Raw genomic sequence first — 18,081 nt, 5'->3', positions numbered from 1 at the left:
AGCTCCGGCAGCGGATGGGCGGCTGATTTTGCTCCCCCTCCCCACAGGAGCGAGGGGGCAAGACCGGGGACTCAACTGCCCCGCGTCACCGGCATCTCGACCGGTTTGGCGCCGGGCATGTGCTTGGCCAGCTCGAGCTTGGCGATGGCGTTGCGGTGCACCTCGTCGGGACCGTCGGCAAAGCGCAGGGTGCGCTGGTGCGCGTACATGGAGGCCAGCGGAAAGTCGTTGCTGACGCCGCCGCCGCCATGCGCCTGGATGGCCCAGTCGATGACGCGCAGCGCCGTGTTGGGCGCGACGACCTTGATCATGGCGATCTCGGCCTGCGCCACCTTGTTGCCCACGGTGTCCATCATGTAGGCGGCCTTCAGCGTGAGCAGGCGCGCCTGGTCGATCAGGCAGCGCGACTCGGCGATGCGCTCGCGCCACACGCCCTGCTCGGAGATGCGGCGGCCAAAGGCCACGCGGCTGTTCAGTCGCTGGCACATCAGCTCCAGCGCGAGCTCGGCCGCACCGATGGAGCGCATGCAGTGGTGTATGCGCCCGGGCCCCAGGCGCCCCTGGGCGATGGCAAAGCCGCGGCCTTCGCCAACCAGCAGGTTGCCGGCCGGCACGCGCACGTCCTTGAGCTCGACCTCCATGTGGCCGTGCGGCGCATCATCCATGCCGAACACCGTGAGCGCGCGGATCACCTTGACACCCGGCGTGCCCGCGGGCACCAGGATCATCGACTGCTGCGAGTGGCGCGGCGCATCCGGGTCGGTCTTGCCCATGACGATATAGACCGCGCAGCGCGGGTCGCCTGCGCCGGAGGACCACCACTTGCGGCCGTTGATGACGTAGTCGTCGCCGTCGCGCTGGATGCGGCACTCGATGTTGGTGGCGTCGGACGAGGCGACGGCCGGCTCGGTCATCAAAAAAGCCGAGCGGATCTCGCCCTTGAGCAGGGGCTCCAGCCATTGGTCCTTGTTGGCCTCGGAGCCGTAGCGCTCGATGGTCTCCATGTTGCCGGTGTCGGGCGCCGAGCAGTTGAACACCTCGGGCGCCCAGGTCACGCGGCCCATGATCTCGCACAGCGGCGCGTATTCGAGGTTGGACAGGCCCTCGGGCGCGCGCTTGGACTTGGGCAGAAACAGGTTCCACAGGCCCTGGGCGCGCGCCTTGGGCTTGAGCTCTTCGATGATCTTGGTGGGAATCCACGGATTGCCCTTGGCGCGGTTGGCGGCCACTTCCTTGTAATAGCGGGCGTCGTTGGGGTAGATGTGCTCGTCCATGAAGGCCAGCAGGCGCGCCTGCATGTCCTTGACCTTGGGGCTGTAGTCGAATTCCATGAATGACTCCTTTTGAGAAAAATCGGGCTCCAACCCAGGCGGGACAAGCGCAAGCCGCTATGATTTTTGAGCAAACTTCCAGGCCAACTCGGCCATGGGGCGCGCACGCGCGCCGTTGGCCCGCGCCTGCTCGCTGCTGGCCGTGCCAGCCTCCACGCGCTTGGCGATGCCTTGCAGGATGGCGGCGATGCGGAACATGTTGTAGGCCATGTAAAAGCTCCAGTCCGGCGCCAGCGCCTCGGGCGTGGCAAAGCCCGTGCGCTCGCAATAGCGGCGGATGTACTCGGCCTCGCTCGGGATGCCCAGCGCGGCCAGGTCGAGCCCGCCAATGCCGCGGAACTGGCTGGCGTCGATGTGCCAGGACATGCAGTGGTAGCTGAAGTCGGCCAGCGGGTGGCCCAGCGTGGACAGCTCCCAGTCCAGCACCGCCAGCACGCGCGGCTCGGTGGGGTGGAACATCAGGTTGTCCAGCCGAAAGTCGCCGTGCACGATGCGGGTCAGCTCGGTGCGCGCGCTGGCCGGCATGTGGGCAGGCAGCCACTCGATGAGCCGATCCATCTCGGGGATGGGTTGGGTGACGGAGGCCAGGTACTGCTTGCTCCAGCGGCCAATCTGCCGCTCGAAATAGTTGCCGCTCTTGCCGTAGTGCTCCAGGCCCTGGGCCTTGTAGTCCACCGTGTGCAGGGCGGCGATGACGCGGTTCATCTCGTCGTAGATGGCGCCGCGCTCGGCCGCGCTCATGCCGGGCAGACCCTGATCCCACAGCACGCGGCCTTCGACGAACTCCATGATGTAGAAGGCGCGACCGATGACGGCCTCGTCCTCGCACAGCGCGTACATGTGCGCCACGGGCACGGCAGTGCCTGCCAGGCCCTTCATCACCGCGTACTCGCGCTCGATGGCGTGGGCCGAGGGCAGCAGCTTGGCGACCGGGCCGGGTTTGGCGCGCATCACGTAGGTGCGGCCGGGCGTGACGAGCTTGTAGGTGGGATTGGACTGGCCGCCCTTGAACATCTCCACGCTCAAGGGGCCGGCAAAGCCGGCCACGTGCTGCGCCATCCAGGCGGCAAGCGCGCCGATGTCGAACACGTGGGCGCCGGAAACCGGCCGTGTGCCGATAAATGATTCGCTGGAATTGCTCATGCCGTGACTTGGTACTGCGACCCGAAAATATCGAAACATGAAATCGCGCCTTCGCACGCATGGCGGCGTTGCAAATTCTCGCAATAGCTTCGGCTATTGCTGCGGTTTGCGCCTTGCCCTGCGCGTGAATTCATCGATTTCATCTTGTTCCTCTATTTCCGGGTCGCAGTACTATGGTTCGCCCTCACCGATGCGCAGCAGCGCCTCGCGCTCGCACACCACGAGGCCCGTGGACTCGACGCGGATGACGCCCTCGCGCTCCAGCGTCTTGAGCTCCTGATTGACGCGCTGGCGCGAGGCGCCCAGCAATTGCGCCAGTTCCTCCTGCGCCAGGTGCAGCGAGATGCGCTCCTCGTCGTCCACCGGCGTGTTGGGCACGCCGTAACTGCGCGCCAGGTGCAACAGCTGCTTGGCCAGGCGCGCGCGCAGCGGCAAGGTGTTCAAGTCCTCGACCTGGCCGAACAGCAGGCGGATGCGGCGCGCCTGCAGGCGCATCAGCGCCTCGTACAGCTCGGTGTGCTGGGCCAGGATTTTTTGAAAGTCGCCACGCGTGACGCACAGGATGGTGGTGGCCCCGTGCGCATAGGTGTCGTGCGTGCGCCGGTCGCCGTCGAACATGGCCACGTCGCCAAACCACACGCCCGGCTCCACGTAGGTCAGGGTGACCTGCTTGCCGGTGAGCGTGGTGGAGCTGACGCGCACGGCCCCCTTGGCACAGGCCACCCACAACTCGGGCATGTCGCCGCGCGCGCTGATGAGCGCGCCGTCGGGATAGCGTTTGACAAAGGCGCATCGAAGGATGTCGTGCTTGAGCGAAGGAGAAAGCGAGGAAAACCAGCGACCGCTGTTGATCGCCGTGCGTTCCTCCATGGTAAGAATGGGCTCGTCCATGGCCTGTCGTTTGAGTGACTGCAAAAGCCTCCATTGTCACGCGGGAGACCGGCGCGGCTGCCGTGCCCAGGCTCCTATTCGTAGCGTGGCGTGTGCTTGCCCAGAAAGGCGGCGATACCGATGCCGGCATTGGGATGGTGCAGGTTGCGCACGAAGTGGTCGCGCTCGGCGGCCAGGTGCGCGTGCAGGTCGCGGCTGCCGGCGTCCTGCACCAGCTCCTTGATGCTGGCCAGCGCATTGGGCGCGCGCGCGCCCAGTTGCGCGGCCCATGTCAGCGCGACATCCAGCGCCTCGCCGGCATCGGCCACGCGGCCCACCACGCCCAACTGCTGCAGGCGCTCAGGCCCGATGCGCTCGCCGCCCAGCAACAGCTCACTGGCCAGCTGCCGCGGCAGCGCGCGCGCCAGCTGCCAACTGCCGCCGCCGTCGGGCGACAGCGCGACGTTGCTGTAGGCCATGACGAAGATGGCGTTGCGGGCGGCCACGATCAAGTCGCAGGCCAGCGCCAGCGAGAAACCGGCGCCGGCGGCCGCGCCCTCGACGGCGGCAATGACCGGCTTGGGGCAGGTGGTGATGGCCTCGATCCAGTTGTTCAGGCCCTCGATGGACTGGGCCTGCACCTCGGGCGGCTTTTGCCGGTTGGCCTGCAGGCGCTGCAGGTTGCCGCCGGCGCAAAAGGTGCTGCCCTCACCGGTGATGACCACTGCGCGCACCTCGGCGTTGCTCTCGGCGGCGTTCAGGGCTTCGACGCCGGCAGCGTACAGCTCGGGGCCCAGCGCGTTGCGGTGCTCGGGGTTGCTGATAGTGAGCACCAAGGTGCTGCCATCCATGGTGCTGAGCAGTTCAGCGGTCATGGTTGAGGATTGATCTTCATTTGCATACCGTTGCCACGGCGACGTTTGAAACGCGAAGGCTCGGAAGGCCGCGGAGCAGGCCATGCCAGCGATCGCCGTGGAAGGGCTTGGCCCGCCCAGTGGCGATGCCCCCTGGAGGGGGAGGCGAAACATCGCGCAGCGAGTGGAGACTGGGGGTGGTCACGTTTCTTCATGCAAAAGGCTCAGGCCGATGGCGCCGCGCCGGCGCAGCCAGGGGCTGGGGCGGTAGCGCGGATCGCCATAGACGGTTTGCAGGTTGAACAGCACCTCCAGCACGCTGGCGGGGCCGAATCGGTCGCCCATGGCCAGCGGGCCCAGCGGGTAGCCCAGGCCCAGGGTGACGGCGGTTTCCAGGTCCTGCGGCGTGCACACGCGCTGCTGGCACATGTCGGCGGCGATGTTGACGATGGTGGCCACCACGCGCTGGGTGACGAAGCCGCCCGAGTCGCGGATCACGCTGACGGGCTTGCCGTCGCGCGCAAACAGGGCGTGCGCCGCATCGCGCATGTCGCTGCGCGTGGCGGGGTTGGTGGCCAGCACGCGCCGCCTGGTGGCAGCGTCTTCCACCAGCAGGTCGATGCCCACGGTGCGCGCCGGGTCCAGACGCTCGACCACGGCCACGGTGGTCACGTCAAAGCCCAGCGGGGCCACCACGGTGAGGGCCTGGGGCGATGGGGATTGACCCGTCTCGATCTTCGCGCCCAGGTCTTTCAACAGTTGCAGCAGCTCGGCGCGGCGCGCCGCGCGGGTGGAGACCCACACCGGCGGCAGCTCGGCCACTTGCGGCACGGCGGGCTCGGGCGCCATCTGGGCCTTGCCATCGACATAGCGATAAAAGCCCTCGCCCCCCTTCTTGCCCACCACGCCGCCGGCCAGGCGCTGCGCGGTGATCACGCTGGGACGGTAGCGCGGCTCGTCGTAGTACTGGCGATAGATCGATTCCATCACGGGGTGAGACACATCGAGCGCGGTGAGGTCGAACAGCTCGAACGGACCCAGGCGAAAGCCGACCTGGTCCTTCAGGATGCGGTCGATGGTGGCGAAGTCGGCCACGCCCTCGCCCACGATGCGCAGCGCCTCGGTGCCGTAGCCGCGCCCGGCGTGGTTGACGATGAAACCCGGCGTGTCGCCCGCCTGCACCGGCGTGTGGCCCATCTGGCGCGCAAAGGCAGCCAGGCGCTGGCACACGGCGGGGTCGGTCTTCAGGCCCGCAATGCACTCGACCACCTTCATCAGCGGCACCGGGTTGAAGAAGTGGTAGCCGGCAAAGCGCTGCGGGTGCTTGAGGCCCGCCGCAATGGCCGTGACCGACAGCGACGAGGTGTTGGTGGCCAGCACCGCCGTGGGCTGGACGATGGCCTCCAGCTCCGCAAACAGCTTTTGCTTGACGTCCAGGCGCTCGACGATGGCCTCGACCACCAGGTCGCAGTCGGCCAGGTCGGCCAGTTGGGCGGCGGGCTTGAGCCGCGCCTTGCAGGCGGCCACCGCATCGGCGCTCAGCTTGCCCTTTTCAGCCAGCTTGTCCCACTGCGCGCCCAGCGCGGCCTGGGCCTTGGCAACGGCGTCCGCCTGGGTGTCGAACAGGCGCACGACGGCGCCCGCCTGCGCAGCGATCTGCGCGATGCCGCGCCCCATGGCGCCGGTGCCGACCAGGCCGACGGTGGTGAATTGCGGAGTGCTCATGGTGCTTGATGGGTGGGTTTGAAAACTATTGAAATGATAGCTTTCGGCGCTTGATGGACAAGCGCATTCAGCCTATTTTGTTTTGAATTCGGGCGTCAGCATGGCGAAGGTCGATGGGGCCGTGCATCACCCGCAGGCCACGAAGCTGAAAGAGCCGAAAGGCCGCGAAGCAGGCCAAGCCAGCAGATGCCGTGGAACGGGCTTGGCCCGGCCACAGGCGTCGTCCCCCTGGAGGGGGAAGGCGCCGAAGGCGACGCAGGGGGTGTGCATCATGCTATCTCCTCACCTGCAAAGCGCCCGGGTTGACGATGTTGGTGGGCGTGCCGCGCAGGTAGCTGACGATATTGTCGAACGCCGCGCCGAAATACTGCTCGTAGCTGTCCTGCTCGACATAGCCGATGTGCGGTGTGCAGATGCAGTTTTCGAGCCGCAGGAGCGCGTGGCCTTGCAGGATGGGCTCGGACTCGAACACGTCCACCGCGGCCATGCCGGGGCGGCCGCGGTTGAGGGCGCTGACCAGCGCGTCGGCCTCGATCAGTTCGGCGCGCGAGGTGTTGACCAGCAGAGCCGTGGGCTTCATGCGCACCAGGTCGTCCAGCTTGACGATGCTGTGCGTGGCGTCAGCCAGGCGCAGGTGCAGGGACAGCACGTCGGCCAGCGCAAAAAACTCGGCGCGCGTGGGCGCGGCATGATGGCCGTCGGCGCGCGCCCGGGCCAGCGACTCGGGCGAGCCCCAGACCATCACGTTCATGCCGAAGCTGCGCCCGTAGTGCGCCACCAGTTGGCCGATGCGCCCATAACCCCAGATGCCCAGCGTGCGCCCGCGCAGCACGGTGCCCAGGCCGAAGTTGGGCGGCATGGAAGCGGACTTCAGCCCCGATTGCTGCCACGCGCCGTGCTTGAGGTTGCCGATGTACTGCGGCAGGCGCCGCGCCGCGGCCATGATCAGCGCCCAGGTCAGCTCGGCCGGGGCCACGGGCGAGCCGCCGCCTTCGGCCACCACGATGCCGCGCTCGGTGCAGGCGGCCAGGTCGATGTGGCTGCCCACCCGCCCGGTCTGCGAGATCATGCGCAGCTTGGGCAGCTTTTCAATCAACGCCCGGGTGACGTGCGTGCGCTCGCGGATCAGCACCAGCACCTCGACGTCGCGCAAGCGCACCGCCAGTTGGCCCAAACCCTTGACGGTGTTGGTGTAGACCTTGGCCGGGTAGGGCTCGAGCTTGGCCGCGCACGCGAGCTTGCGCACCGCGTCCTGGTAGTCATCGAGTATGACGATGTTCATCCGCGCATTGTGCCGCGTGGCGGGCGCCGTGGATGAATGCCCGCTTTGCGACGCCCGCGCGGCGGGCCACGCGTCGCCGGCCAGCGCAATCAAGCGCGGCGCGACTGGGCGCCGTGCCGCGCCTCGGCCGCCACGAGGCGATCGAGCTCGGCACACACATCGGTCAGGCGCCCGCAAATGCGCAGGTGGCGCACCGGGCCGCTGGCGTTGGCGGCCTCGGAAAAACGGGTGACGCGCACCGCACCGGATGCCTGGGGCTGCTGCGCGGCCCCTGGGGGCGGAAGGTGCGCAGATGCGTGGGCGCGCGTGCTGGCGCGGGCCTGCGCAGCCTGGGCCCAGGCGCCGAGCCCGGGCGCGCTGAGCGCCGGTGCAGCGCGACGACGGTGGCTGGGCACCCGATAGTCGGCCAGGTGCACGACGGCGGCGGCGGATGGGCGGGGGTTGTTCAGGAGTCCCATGTAAAACCTTTCTTGGATGCGGAGGTTGGACACAGGCGAGATTGCAGCGAAGCAGGAAGACCCGGGGGTCCGCCCGTTCGCAAGCCGCGCTGCCACAGGGTGTGGGTGGGGGCCGCGGCATGGCCGCGCCCGGTCACCTGCACGCCCGCCACCTGGACAGCGCGGGACGATGGGGTTGCCGCGGCGCTACATGAGCATGCTGTTGCGAATGAGGCCGACGGCCAGGCCCTCGATCTCGAAGGGTTCGCCCGGACGCACCACGATGGTGGGGTAGTCGGGGTTTTCGGCGTGCAGCTCGATCTGGCCCTGGTGGCGGTGAAAGCGCTTGACGGTGACGTCGTCGCCCAGGCGTGCCACCACGATCTGGCCGTTGCGCGCGTCGCGCGTGGACTGAACGGCCAGCAAGTCGCCGTCCATGATGCCGGCGTCCCGCATGGACATGCCGCGCACGCGCAGCAGGTAGTCGGGGCGCTGGGCAAACAAGGTGGGCTCCAGGTGGTAGGTCTGATCGACGTGCTCCTGCGCCAGGATGGGCGAGCCGGCGGCGACGCGGCCGATGAGGGGCAGCGCCAGTTGGGCCATGCCGGGCAGGGACAGGCTGGCGCCATCACCGCGCAGCGCGCTGCGTGCCGCGCCCTTCAGGCGGATGCCGCGCGAGGTGCCACTGACCAGCTCGATCGCGCCCTTGCGTGCCAGGGCCTGCAGGTGCTCCTCGGCGGCGTTGGCGGACTTGAAGCCCAACTCGGCGGCGATTTCGGCGCGCGTGGGCGGCGCGCCGGTACGCGCAATGGCACGCTGCACCAGATGCAGGATCTGCTGCTGCCGCGGTGTGAGTCGGGGCGTGTCGCTCATGATGGGCCTCGCAAGAAAACTGTATTGTTATCCAGTAACTGTATTTTTAATCAGTTTTCAGCCCGTGGCAAGAGACAAGCGGGAAATTTTTGCGAAAAGCCCACGCCCGGGCGCCGGCGCACCAGGCCGGGCCAACAAACGCGGGACGGGTCAGCGGGTGGGCTCGGCCGGGCGCAGGCGGTTGGCCGGAAACAGCGCCGAAAACACCGAGCCGCGCCCGGGCACGCTCTCGATCTCCAGCTTCGCGCCGTGGCGCAGCAACACGTGCTTGACGATGGCCAGGCCCAGGCCGGTGCCGCCGGTGTCGCGCGAGCGGCTGCGATCGACGCGGTAGAAGCGCTCGGTCAGGCGCGGCAGGTGTTCGGGCGCGATGCCGGGGCCGTTGTCGCGCACCGAAAAGCAGGCGCTGCCATCGGGCAGGGGCGTCCACTGCACCGTGATCACGCCGCCGGCGGGGGTGTAGCGCACGGCGTTGCTCACCAGATTGGACAGCGCGCTGTGCAGCTCGGCGGCGCGGCCGGCGATCTGGCCGGCGGCGCGCTGCGCGGCCTCGTCCGGAAAATGCAGCGCATGCGGCGCCGCCCCTGCCGGCAACACCAGGCCCGAGAGCACCTGCGCCTCGCGCTCGCAGCGCTGCAGCAGCTGCTGCACGGGCGTCCACTCGTCCAGGCTGGGCGCGGGGCTGCCCTCCAGGCGCGACAGGGTCAGCAGGTCCTGCACCAGATGCTGCATGCGCTCGGCCTGCTGCGCCATCAGGGCCAGGTAGCGCGCGCGCTCGGCCTCGTCCAGCGGCAGGGTCTGCAAGGTCTCGACAAAGCCGGCGAGCACGGTCAGCGGCGTGCGGATTTCATGCGAGACGTTGGCCACGAAGTCGCGCCGCATGGCCTCGGCCTGCTCCAGCTGCGTGACGTCGCGCGAAAGCATGAGCCGGCGGCCGTCACCATAGGGATACAGCTGCACCGACAGCCGCACCGGGTGCTTGGGCGTGCTCTCGCGCCCGACCAGCAACACGTCGTGGGTGTAGTCGCGCGCAGCCAGGTAGGCGCTGAAGGCCGGATCGCGCAGCAGGTTGCTCACGGACTGCATCCGGTCGCGCTGCACGTCCAGCCCGAAATGCTGCGCCGCCAGTTGATTGCACCACTCGATGTGCCCCTCGCCGTCCAACAGCAACACCCCGTTGGGCGAGGCCTGCAAGGCGGCGAGGATCGCTTGCAGGCGCGCGTCGCTGGCGGCCACCTGCTGCTGCTGCTGGCGCAACAGGCGCCGCGCGCGGTCGGCCGCCTCGCCCCACATGCCCCGCATCGACGGGGCATCCGCCAGCTCGCCCTGACGCAGCCAGGCCAGCACGCGCCCGCCACGCCACAGATCCCACGCAAACCACAGCCAGGCTGCCGCGCCGGCGCCCGCCAATGCGCCCCAGTAGCCCGCCTGCCAGCCGCCCAGCGCGGCGCCTGCCAGCTGGCACAGCAGGAAAAACAGCAGGCGCAGCGTCACGACCGGCTACGCATTGGGCCCGTGCGCCGCGGCCGTGATGCGGTAGCCCGCGCCGCGCACCGTCTCCAGCAGCGCGGCGGCTTCGCCCAGCGCCTCGCGCAGGCGCTTGATGTGCACGTCCACGGTGCGCTCCTCGATGAACACATGGTCGCCCCACACCTTGTCGAGCAGTTGCGCCCGACTGTGCACACGCTCGGCGTGGCGCATCAGGTGGTGCAGCAGCTTGAATTCGGTCGGCCCCAGCTTCAGGGGCTGGCCGCGCCAGCTCACGCGATAGGTGTCGGGGTCGAGGTGCAGGTCGGCCACCGTGACGCTTTCGCCACTGTGCTCGGGGGCGCGCCGGCGCAGCACGGCGCGGATGCGCGCCAGCAGCTCCTGCGTCGAAAACGGCTTGGTGATGTAGTCATCGGCGCCGGCGTCCAGCCCCGCCACCTTCTCGGGCTCGTCGCCGCGCGCGGTCAGCATGAGGATGGGGATCGACTTGCTGCGCGCATCGGCGCGCCACTTGCGCGCCAGTTGCAGGCCGCTCTGGCCGGGCAGCATCCAGTCAAGCAGCACCACGTCAGGCAACACCGCGTCCAGCTCGCGCTGTGCCGCCTCGCCGTCCTCGGCCCAGATGGGGGTGAAGCCGTTGTGCCGCAGGTTGACGGCCACGAGCTCGGCGATGGCGGCTTCGTCCTCGACGATCAGCACTCGGGGAAAGCTCTTCATTGAACAACGGATTCGATGTCTTCCAGCGCCGTGTGGCGCACGTCCTTGCCTTCGACCAGGTAGATGATGAGTTCGGCGATGTTCTTGGAATGATCGCCGATGCGCTCGATCGCCTTGGCCAGAAACAGCAGATCCAGGCTGGGCGAGATGGTGCGCGCGTCTTCCATCATGTAGGTGATGAGCTTGCGCATGAAGCCGTCGAACTCGCGGTCGATCAGATCATCCTCTTTCAGGATGGTGAGGGCTGCTCGCGTGTCCAGGCGCGCAAAGGCGTCCAGCGCCTTGCGCAGCAGACCCGAGGCCAGGTCGGCGGCCATGCGCAGATCGCTGCTGGGCAGCGAGCGTGCGGCGCCGCTTTCGATGATGGAGCGCACCATGCGCGCCATGCGCGTGGCCTCGTCGCCCATGCGCTCGAGGTTGGCCGTGGCCTTGGAAAACGCCATCACCAGGCGCAAATCGCGCGCCGTCGGCTGACGCCGGGCGATGATGGTGATGAGCTCGTGGTCAATCTCCACTTCCATCTGGTTGACGCGGTTCTCGATGAACTGCACGCGCTCGGCGGCCTCGGTGCTGAACTCCGACAGTGCCGTGATGGCCTGGTGGATCTGCGATTCGACCAGGCCGCCCAGCTCCATGACGCGGGCCGAGACCTGGTTGAGTTCGCTGTCGAACTGGGATGAAAGGTGTTTGTCTGCCATGGTGTGTGTGTCCTCAACCGAAGCGGCCCGTGATGTAGTCTTCCGTCTCCTTGCGCTGCGGCTTGAAGAACATCTGCTCGGTGGCCCCGAACTCAATCAGGTCGCCCAGGTACATGTAGGCCGTGTAGTCGCTGCAGCGCGCGGCCTGCTGCATGTTGTGCGTCACGATGACCACCGTGTACTCGTCCTTCAGCTCGGCAATCAGCTCCTCGATCTTGGCGGTGGAGATCGGGTCCAGCGCCGAGCAGGGCTCGTCCAGCAGCAGCACCTCGGGCTTGATGGCGATGCCGCGCGCGATGCACAGGCGCTGCTGCTGCCCGCCCGACAGGCCCGAGCCGCTCTGGTTCAGCTTGTCCTTGACCTCGTTCCACAGCGCGGCCTTCTTCAGCGCCCATTCCACGCGCTCGTCCATGTCGGTGGCGTTCAGGCTCTCGAACAGCTTCACGCCGAAGGCAATGTTGTCGTAGATCGACATGGGAAAGGGCGTGGGCTTCTGGAACACCATGCCCACCTTGGCGCGGATCAGCGCCACGTCCTGCCGGCTGGACAGCAGGTCCTCGCCGTCCAGCAGGATCTGGCCCTGCGCGCGCTGCTCGGGATACAGCTCGAACATGCGGTTGAAGGTGCGCAGCAGCGTGGACTTGCCGCAGCCCGAGGGGCCGATGAAGGCGGTCACCTTGTTGGCCGGAACGTCCAGGTTGATGCCCTTCAGGGCGTGGAACTTGCCGTAATGAAAGTTGAGGTCGCGCACCGCCAGCTTGGCGGGCGGCATGGGTGAAACGACGGACATGTTGCGCTTTCCTTATTTTTGGCGCGTCAGCACGCGCGCCAGGATGTTGAGGCCGAGCACCGCCAGGGTGATGAGAAACACCGCGGCCCAGGCCAGTTGCTGCCAGTTCTCGTAGGGGCTCATGGCAAACTTGAAAATCGTCACCGGCAGGCTGGCCATGGGCTTGGCCAGGTCGCCGTTCCAGAACTGGTTGTTCAGCGCGGTGAACAGCAGCGGCGCCGTTTCGCCGGCAATGCGGGCCACCGCCAGCAGCACGCCCGTGATGACGCCGGAGCTTGCCGCGCGCAGCGTGATCCGCGTGATGACGCGCCACTTGGGCGTGCCCAGGGCGTAGGCCGCCTCACGCAGGCTGGCGGGCACCAAAGACAGCATGTTCTCCGTCGTGCGGATGACCACCGGAACGACGATCAACGCCAGCGCCACGATGCCGGCCCAGGCCGAGAAGCTCTTGAACTGCGCCACGACCACGGCATAGACGAACAGGCCGATGACGATGCTGGGCGCCGACAGCAGGATGTCGTTGACGAAGCGCGTGATGCCGGCCAGCCAGCCGCGCGGGTCGTATTCGGCCAGATAGACGCCGGCCATGACCCCGACGGGCGTGCCGATGAAGGTGGCCATCGCCACCATGACCAGCGAGCCGTAGATGGCATTGGCCAGGCCGCCGGCCTCGTTGGGCGGCGGCGTCATGTCGGTGAACAGCGCCAGCGACATGCCGCCCAGCCCCAGGCGCACCGTCTCCCACAAAATCCACACCAGCCAGAACACGCCAAAAGCCATGGCGGCCAGCGACAGCGACAGCGCCACCTGATTGATGCGCTTGCGCGCGGCATAGCGCGACTGGCGCACCTGCGCGCCTTTCGCTGCAAAGTCGGCTTGTCGGGTCGTCATGCGCGCCCCCCTTCGGCCTTCTTCAGGCGGCCCAGCAACAGCTTGGACAGTGCCAGCACCACGAAGGTGATGAAAAACAGCACCAGGCCCAGGTACATCAGCGAGGCCTGGTGCAGTCCCGCGCCGGCCTCGGCAAATTCGTTGGCCAGTGCCGAGGTGATGCTGTTGGCCGCCTCGAACAGCGACAGCGAACCCAGCTGGTTCATGTTGCCGATGACGAAGGTGACGGCCATGGTCTCGCCCAGCGCGCGGCCCAGGCCCAGCATCACGCCACCCAGCACTCCCGTCTTGGTATACGGCAGCACCACCTTCCACACCACTTCCCAGGTGGTGGCGCCCAGGCCGTAGGCCGATTCCTTGAGCAGCGCCGGGGTCACCTCGAACACGTCGCGCATGACCGAGGCGATGAACGGGATCACCATGATGGCCAGGATGATGCCCGCCGACAGGATGCCGATGCCCACCGGCGGCCCCGAAACCAGCGCGCCCAGGTAGGGCACGCCGTTGAACAGCGCCTGCAGGGGCTGCTGCACCCAGGCGGCCAGGATGGGGCCGAACACCATCAGCCCCCACATGCCGTAGACGATGGACGGCACGGCGGCCAGCAGCTCGACCGCCGTGCCCAGCGGACGCTTGAGCCAGGCGGGCGAGAGCTCGGTCAGAAACAGCGCGATGCCGAAGCTCACCGGCACGGCGATCAGCAGCGCGATCGCCGACGTCGCCAGCGTGCCGTAGATCATCACCAGGCCGCCGTACTCGTTCTCGACCGGGTCCCACTGGCTGCGCACCAGGAAACTCAGGCCGTAGCGCTCGATGGCCGGCCAGGCGCCATGCACCAGCGAGGCCAGGATCCCCAGCAGCAGGGCCAGGGTCACCAGCGCCGCGCCGCGCGCCAGGATGGCAAACAAACGATCGGCCAGCGCGGCGGTGGACCGCGACGGCCGAGGCGGCGCCGGACGGCGGGTGGCTCCCGCAGGCAAGGGCAGCGCCTGTTGGGCAAGCGTGGGTGGGTTCACTGGCATGGGCCCGAAAGGTTGGTCAGGGCCGGCGGCCTGCCACACGGGCCAGGTCGCCGCTGATGGTGTGAAGGTGCAAGATTACTTCACTGCGATGGGCTTGCCCGCGCCGTCCTTGATCTCGGACCAGGACTTGAAGATCACGCCCTTGACGCTCTCCGGCATGGGCACGTAGTCCAGGTCGTCGGCGGTCTTGTCACCCGACTGGTAGGCCCACTCGAAAAACTTCAGCACGGTGGCGGCCTGCTGCGGCTTGTCCTGCGCCTTGTGCATCAGGATGAAGGTGGCCGAGGTGATGGGCCAGGAGTCCTTGCCGGGCTGGTTGGTCAGAATTTGGTAGAAGCTGCGGGACCAGTCGGCACCGGCCGCGGCGGCCTTGAAGGTGGCGTCGTTGGGCGACACGAAGTTGCCGGCGCTGTTTTGCAGCTGCGCGTAGGTCTGCTTGTTCTGCTTGACGTAGGCATATTCGACGTAGCCGATCGAGTTGGCCAGGCGGCCCACGAAGGCGGCCACGCCCTCGTTGCCCTTGCCACCGGCACCCAGCGGCCAGTTCACCGCCGTGCCCTCGCCCACCTTGTCCTTCCATTCGGGGCTGACCTTGGACAGGTAGTTGGTGAAGCCGAAGGTCGTGCCCGATCCGTCAGCGCGGCGCACCGGGGCGATGGTCGCGTCCGGCAGCTTGACGCCGGCATTCAGCGCCACGATGGCCGGATCGTTCCACTTGGTGATCTTGCCGAGGTAGATGTCGGCCAGCAGCGGGCCGCTGAGCTTGAGCTGGCCCGGCGCCACGCCCTGGATGTTGACCACCGGGACGATGCCGCCGACCACGGTGGGGAACTGCATCAGGCCCTTGGCCTTGAGGTCCTCGTCCTTCAGCGGGGCGTCACTGGCACCGAAGTCCACCGTCTTGGCTTCGATCTGCTTCAGGCCGGCGCCCGAGCCGACCGACTGGTAGTTGATCTTGACGCCCGTCGCCTTGTTGTAGTCGGCCGCCCACTTGGCGTACAGCGGCGCCGGAAAGCTGGCACCCGCGCCGGTGGCCTCCTGGGCCCACGCGGCCGACAAGGCCCCACAAGCCAGCACACCCGACACCAAAATCCGAATCGCAGACAGTTTCATGAAAGACCTCATGGTTGGTAAGTTCAGTGAGGTCAATGTAGGAGGCGTTTGTGACACCGTCGTGACAGTCACATTCGGGCGACGCCCCACCGTCATGGGCCGGCGCCGCGCTGTCACACGTTTGCCACATGGGCGGCGTAGGCTGGCACCCCGCCTGCCCTGCAGGCCAGCCGTCTTCTTCCGCTTTTTCATCACGCCATGCCTGTTCTCTCGCGCCGCGCCGCCCTGCGCGCCGGTGCCGCCGTCTGCGCGCTGCCGCTGTTGCCCGTCCGGGCGCAGGAGCCCACCGCGCTCACGGTAGCCCAGATCATCGATGAATCCCCCGATCAACATGACGTCAGCCGCGACTTCGTCGTCGGCGCCCGCGCCGCCTGGGCCGCGGTGAATGCCGATGGCGGCGTGCGCGGCCAGCGCGTGCAGCATTGGGTGCTGACCACCTTGGGCGGCCGCGGCGAACTGCGTCAGGCCTGGCAGACCGCGCTGGCGCAACCCGGCTGCGTGGCGCTGTCGGGCTGCGTGGGCGACGGCGTGGCAGCCGCAGTGGCCGCGCTGCAGGGCGAGGCCCCGGCGCTGGCGCACGTGGCGCCCTGGCTGATGCGGCCCTGGCAGGACACCCAGGACGGCGTGTTCCCGATCTTTGCCGGTTATCAGGCGCAGATCGGCCATGCGCTGCGCGCGCTGGGCCAGATGGGCATCAAGCAAGCCGGGGTGGTGTTCGGCAGCCCCGCGCTGCGCCAGCAATGGGAAGGCAGCCTGACCCAGGCCGCAAAAGCCAGCGGCCTGCGACTGCATGCCACGCTGGCCGACCAGCCGCCGCTCATGGTGCTGTTTGCCGGCGCCACGCCGGAGCTGCACGGCTTTGTCGGCCAGCTGCGCCTGCCCGCGGGGCGCCAGTGTTATGTGCTGGCCCTGGCCGACGTCAACCTGCAGGTGCTGACCCAGCTGGGCCACCTGCCGCGCGGTGTCTCGGTCATCGCCACGCAACCGGTGCCGATGGTGGGCAGCAGCCTGCCCGTGGTGCGCGCCTATCGCGCGGCCCTGGCCCGCTGGTATGACGAAGCGCCCACGCCGCAGGGGCTGGCCGGCTTCATCGCGGCGCGCCATACCGCCGACCTGCTGGCCAGCGTGCAAGGCCCGATCACGCGCGCCAGCGTGCTGGCCGCGTGCCGCCGGCGCAGTGCGAGCTCGGTGGGCGGCTACGCGGTGCGCTATCAGGGGCGCGAGCTGGCGGCCGGCCTGGTCACCCAGGCCATGCTCACGGCCGACGGCCGCATCGTCGGCTGAAAGCGGTGAACGACGCCCGAATGGGCCCGCTGGCCCGGTGCTATGCTGCGCCGCTTTCGAGAATTCAACCGGTACGAATCTTCATGCAAGACGGCACATTGCTGGCTGCCGTGGATCTGGGATCCAACAGCTTTCGCCTGGAAATCGGCCGCCTGGAGCACGGCCAGATCCAGCGCGTCGAATATCTCAAGGAAACCGTGCGCCAGGGCGCCGGCCTGGACGACAAGCACGAGCTGACGCCCGAAGCCATGCAGCGCGGCTGGGATTGCCTGGCCCGCTTTGCCGAGCGCCTGGTGGGCTTTGCCCGGCCGCAGGTGCGCGCCGTGGCCACCCAGACGCTGCGCGAGGCGCGCAACCGCGAGGACTTCATCGCGCGCGGCAGTGCCATCCTGGGCTTTCCGATCGACGTGGTCTCGGGCCTGGAAGAAGCGCGCCTGATCTACAAGGGCGTGGCGCGCATGCTGCCCCAGTCGGACGAGCGGCGCCTGGTGGTGGACATCGGCGGGCGCTCCACCGAGCTGATCGTGGGCCGCCAGTTCACGCCCGCTGCCGCCGCGTCATGCCGCGTCGGCAGCGTGGCCTGGTCCGCCCGGTATTTTGCCGACGGCGCCTTCACCCGCAGCGCCTTCGAAGCGGCCGAGTTGGCCGCCCAGGCGGTGTTCGACGAGGTCATGACGCAGTTTCCGCGCGACAGCTGGGACGTGGCCTATGGCTCCTCGGGCACCGTGGGCGCGGCCGGCTCGATGCTGGCGCCCATGCTCGGGCAGCAGGGCGTGATCACGCGCGGGGGCCTGGCCTGGCTGCAGGAGCAGTTGCTGCGGGCGCGCCACGTCGATCGCCTGCGTCTGGAGGGGCTCAAGGACGACCGGCGCGCGGTGATCGGCGGCGGTCTCAGCATCCTGCGCGCGGTCTTCGCGCAACTGGGCATCGAGCGCATGACGGTGGCCCAGGGCGCGCTGCGCCAGGGAGCGCTGTACGAAATGCTCGATCGCGAGCAGCCCGAAACCGATCTGCGCAGCACCAGCGTGCGGGCCCTGATGCGCCGCTTTGCCGTCGACGAAGAGCAGGCCGAGCGCGTGGCCCGCTTGGCCGTGGCGCTGTTCACGCAAGCCGCTCCCGCGGGCAGCGAGCGCGCCGCGCGCAAGCTCGGCTGGGCGGCGCAGCTGCACGAGATCGGCCGGCGCATCGCGCACGGCGACCACCACCTGCACGGCGCCTACATCCTGGAGCACACCGACGCCGCCGGCTTTGCCCTGTCGGAGTTGCAGCGCCTGGGCCTGCTGGTGCTGGGCCAGCGCGGCAAGCTGCGCAAGCTGGCGGGCCCGGTGCAAGAGCCCGGCTTCGCGCTGCAACTGATGTGCCTGCGCACTGCGCTGGCCCTGTGCCACGCGCGACGCGACCCGGACGTGGCCGGCCTCACCCTGAGCCTGCAGGGCCAGCGCTGCATCGTGCGCACGCGCCCCGGCTGGGCCCAGGCCTACCCGCAATCGGCATACCTGCTGCGCGAGGAAAGCCAGGCCTGGGCGCGCACGCCCTGGGACTACGTCGTCGTCGAGGCTTGAA

17 protein-coding genes are annotated in these 18,081 nt (G+C 68.4%); 2 read left to right on the top strand and 15 right to left on the bottom strand.

Translation table 11 applies throughout. The annotated features are described in order from the left end of the window. Window positions 1-71 precede the first annotated feature (71 nt). From U1F38_RS02495 to pstS, 15 genes are all read right to left on the bottom strand, one after another. Window positions 72-1,331, bottom strand: coding sequence for an acyl-CoA dehydrogenase family protein (locus U1F38_RS02495; protein ID WP_409985474.1), 1,260 nt, complete (start codon window positions 1,329-1,331; stop codon window positions 72-74). Between the two features lie 57 nt (window positions 1,332-1,388). Then, window positions 1,389-2,474, bottom strand: a complete 1,086-nt coding sequence (locus tag U1F38_RS02490) for a phosphotransferase (RefSeq protein ID WP_409985473.1) — start codon at window positions 2,472-2,474, stop codon at window positions 1,389-1,391. Window positions 2,475-2,645: 171 nt separating this feature from the next. Further along, window positions 2,646-3,365, bottom strand: coding sequence for a Crp/Fnr family transcriptional regulator (locus U1F38_RS02485; RefSeq protein WP_409985472.1), 720 nt, complete (start codon window positions 3,363-3,365; stop codon window positions 2,646-2,648). 74 nt (window positions 3,366-3,439) lie between these two features. Further along, window positions 3,440-4,219 (bottom strand): oxepin-CoA hydrolase, alternative type, encoded by a 780-nt coding sequence (locus tag U1F38_RS02480; protein WP_409985471.1) that lies wholly within the window; start codon window positions 4,217-4,219, stop codon window positions 3,440-3,442. Window positions 4,220-4,399: 180 nt separating this feature from the next. Then, window positions 4,400-5,923 carry a 3-hydroxyacyl-CoA dehydrogenase gene (locus U1F38_RS02475; RefSeq protein WP_409985470.1) on the bottom strand — a complete coding sequence of 508 codons (1,524 nt, stop codon included), beginning with the start codon at window positions 5,921-5,923 and terminating at the stop codon, window positions 4,400-4,402. Window positions 5,924-6,197: 274 nt separating this feature from the next. Continuing rightward, the gene (locus tag U1F38_RS02470; RefSeq protein ID WP_409985469.1) at window positions 6,198-7,205 is read right to left on the bottom strand and encodes a D-2-hydroxyacid dehydrogenase family protein; all 1,008 of its coding nucleotides are present in this window, start codon (window positions 7,203-7,205) and stop codon (window positions 6,198-6,200) included. Between the two features lie 89 nt (window positions 7,206-7,294). Then, window positions 7,295-7,663 (bottom strand): hypothetical protein, encoded by a 369-nt coding sequence (locus U1F38_RS02465; protein ID WP_409985468.1) that lies wholly within the window; start codon window positions 7,661-7,663, stop codon window positions 7,295-7,297. Window positions 7,664-7,849: 186 nt separating this feature from the next. Beyond that, window positions 7,850-8,515 carry a transcriptional repressor LexA gene (gene lexA, locus U1F38_RS02460; protein WP_409985467.1) on the bottom strand — a complete coding sequence of 222 codons (666 nt, stop codon included), beginning with the start codon at window positions 8,513-8,515 and terminating at the stop codon, window positions 7,850-7,852. Between the two features lie 150 nt (window positions 8,516-8,665). After that, window positions 8,666-10,009 carry a phosphate regulon sensor histidine kinase PhoR gene (gene phoR / locus U1F38_RS02455; RefSeq protein ID WP_409985466.1) on the bottom strand — a complete coding sequence of 448 codons (1,344 nt, stop codon included), beginning with the start codon at window positions 10,007-10,009 and terminating at the stop codon, window positions 8,666-8,668. Window positions 10,010-10,015: 6 nt separating this feature from the next. Continuing rightward, the gene (gene phoB, locus U1F38_RS02450; protein WP_409985465.1) at window positions 10,016-10,720 is read right to left on the bottom strand and encodes a phosphate regulon transcriptional regulator PhoB; all 705 of its coding nucleotides are present in this window, start codon (window positions 10,718-10,720) and stop codon (window positions 10,016-10,018) included. Next, the gene (gene phoU, locus U1F38_RS02445) at window positions 10,717-11,418 is read right to left on the bottom strand and encodes a phosphate signaling complex protein PhoU (protein WP_409985464.1); all 702 of its coding nucleotides are present in this window, start codon (window positions 11,416-11,418) and stop codon (window positions 10,717-10,719) included. The genes phoB and phoU overlap by 4 nt, the downstream gene beginning before the upstream one ends. Window positions 11,419-11,431: 13 nt before the next feature. Then, complete coding sequence (pstB, locus tag U1F38_RS02440; RefSeq protein ID WP_409985463.1) at window positions 11,432-12,208, bottom strand: phosphate ABC transporter ATP-binding protein PstB; 777 nt, start codon at window positions 12,206-12,208, stop codon at window positions 11,432-11,434. A gap of 12 nt (window positions 12,209-12,220) precedes the next feature. Then, window positions 12,221-13,099 (bottom strand): phosphate ABC transporter permease PstA, encoded by an 879-nt coding sequence (pstA, locus tag U1F38_RS02435; RefSeq protein ID WP_409985462.1) that lies wholly within the window; start codon window positions 13,097-13,099, stop codon window positions 12,221-12,223. After that, complete coding sequence (gene pstC, locus U1F38_RS02430) at window positions 13,096-14,121, bottom strand: phosphate ABC transporter permease subunit PstC (RefSeq protein ID WP_409985461.1); 1,026 nt, start codon at window positions 14,119-14,121, stop codon at window positions 13,096-13,098. Before pstC ends, pstA begins: the two co-directional genes overlap by 4 nt. A 75-nt stretch (window positions 14,122-14,196) precedes the next feature. Beyond that, complete coding sequence (gene pstS, locus U1F38_RS02425) at window positions 14,197-15,234, bottom strand: phosphate ABC transporter substrate-binding protein PstS (RefSeq protein WP_409985460.1); 1,038 nt, start codon at window positions 15,232-15,234, stop codon at window positions 14,197-14,199. Between the two features lie 198 nt (window positions 15,235-15,432). On the opposite strand from pstS, the gene U1F38_RS02420 reads away from it, so the two are divergent. Together U1F38_RS02420 and U1F38_RS02415 are read left to right on the top strand one after the other, a co-directional pair. Further along, window positions 15,433-16,518 (top strand): ABC transporter substrate-binding protein, encoded by a 1,086-nt coding sequence (locus U1F38_RS02420; protein ID WP_409985459.1) that lies wholly within the window; start codon window positions 15,433-15,435, stop codon window positions 16,516-16,518. Between the two features lie 83 nt (window positions 16,519-16,601). Further along, entirely contained in the window at window positions 16,602-18,080 is a 1,479-nt protein-coding gene (locus U1F38_RS02415) for an exopolyphosphatase (protein ID WP_409985458.1), read from the top strand. Window position 18,081 lies beyond the last annotated feature (1 nt).

The organism is Ottowia sp. (assembly GCF_046348305.1).
Classification (GTDB): Bacteria; Pseudomonadota; Gammaproteobacteria; order Burkholderiales; family Burkholderiaceae_C; genus Ottowia.
This window is presented reverse-complemented; position numbering and strand designations above follow the sequence as displayed.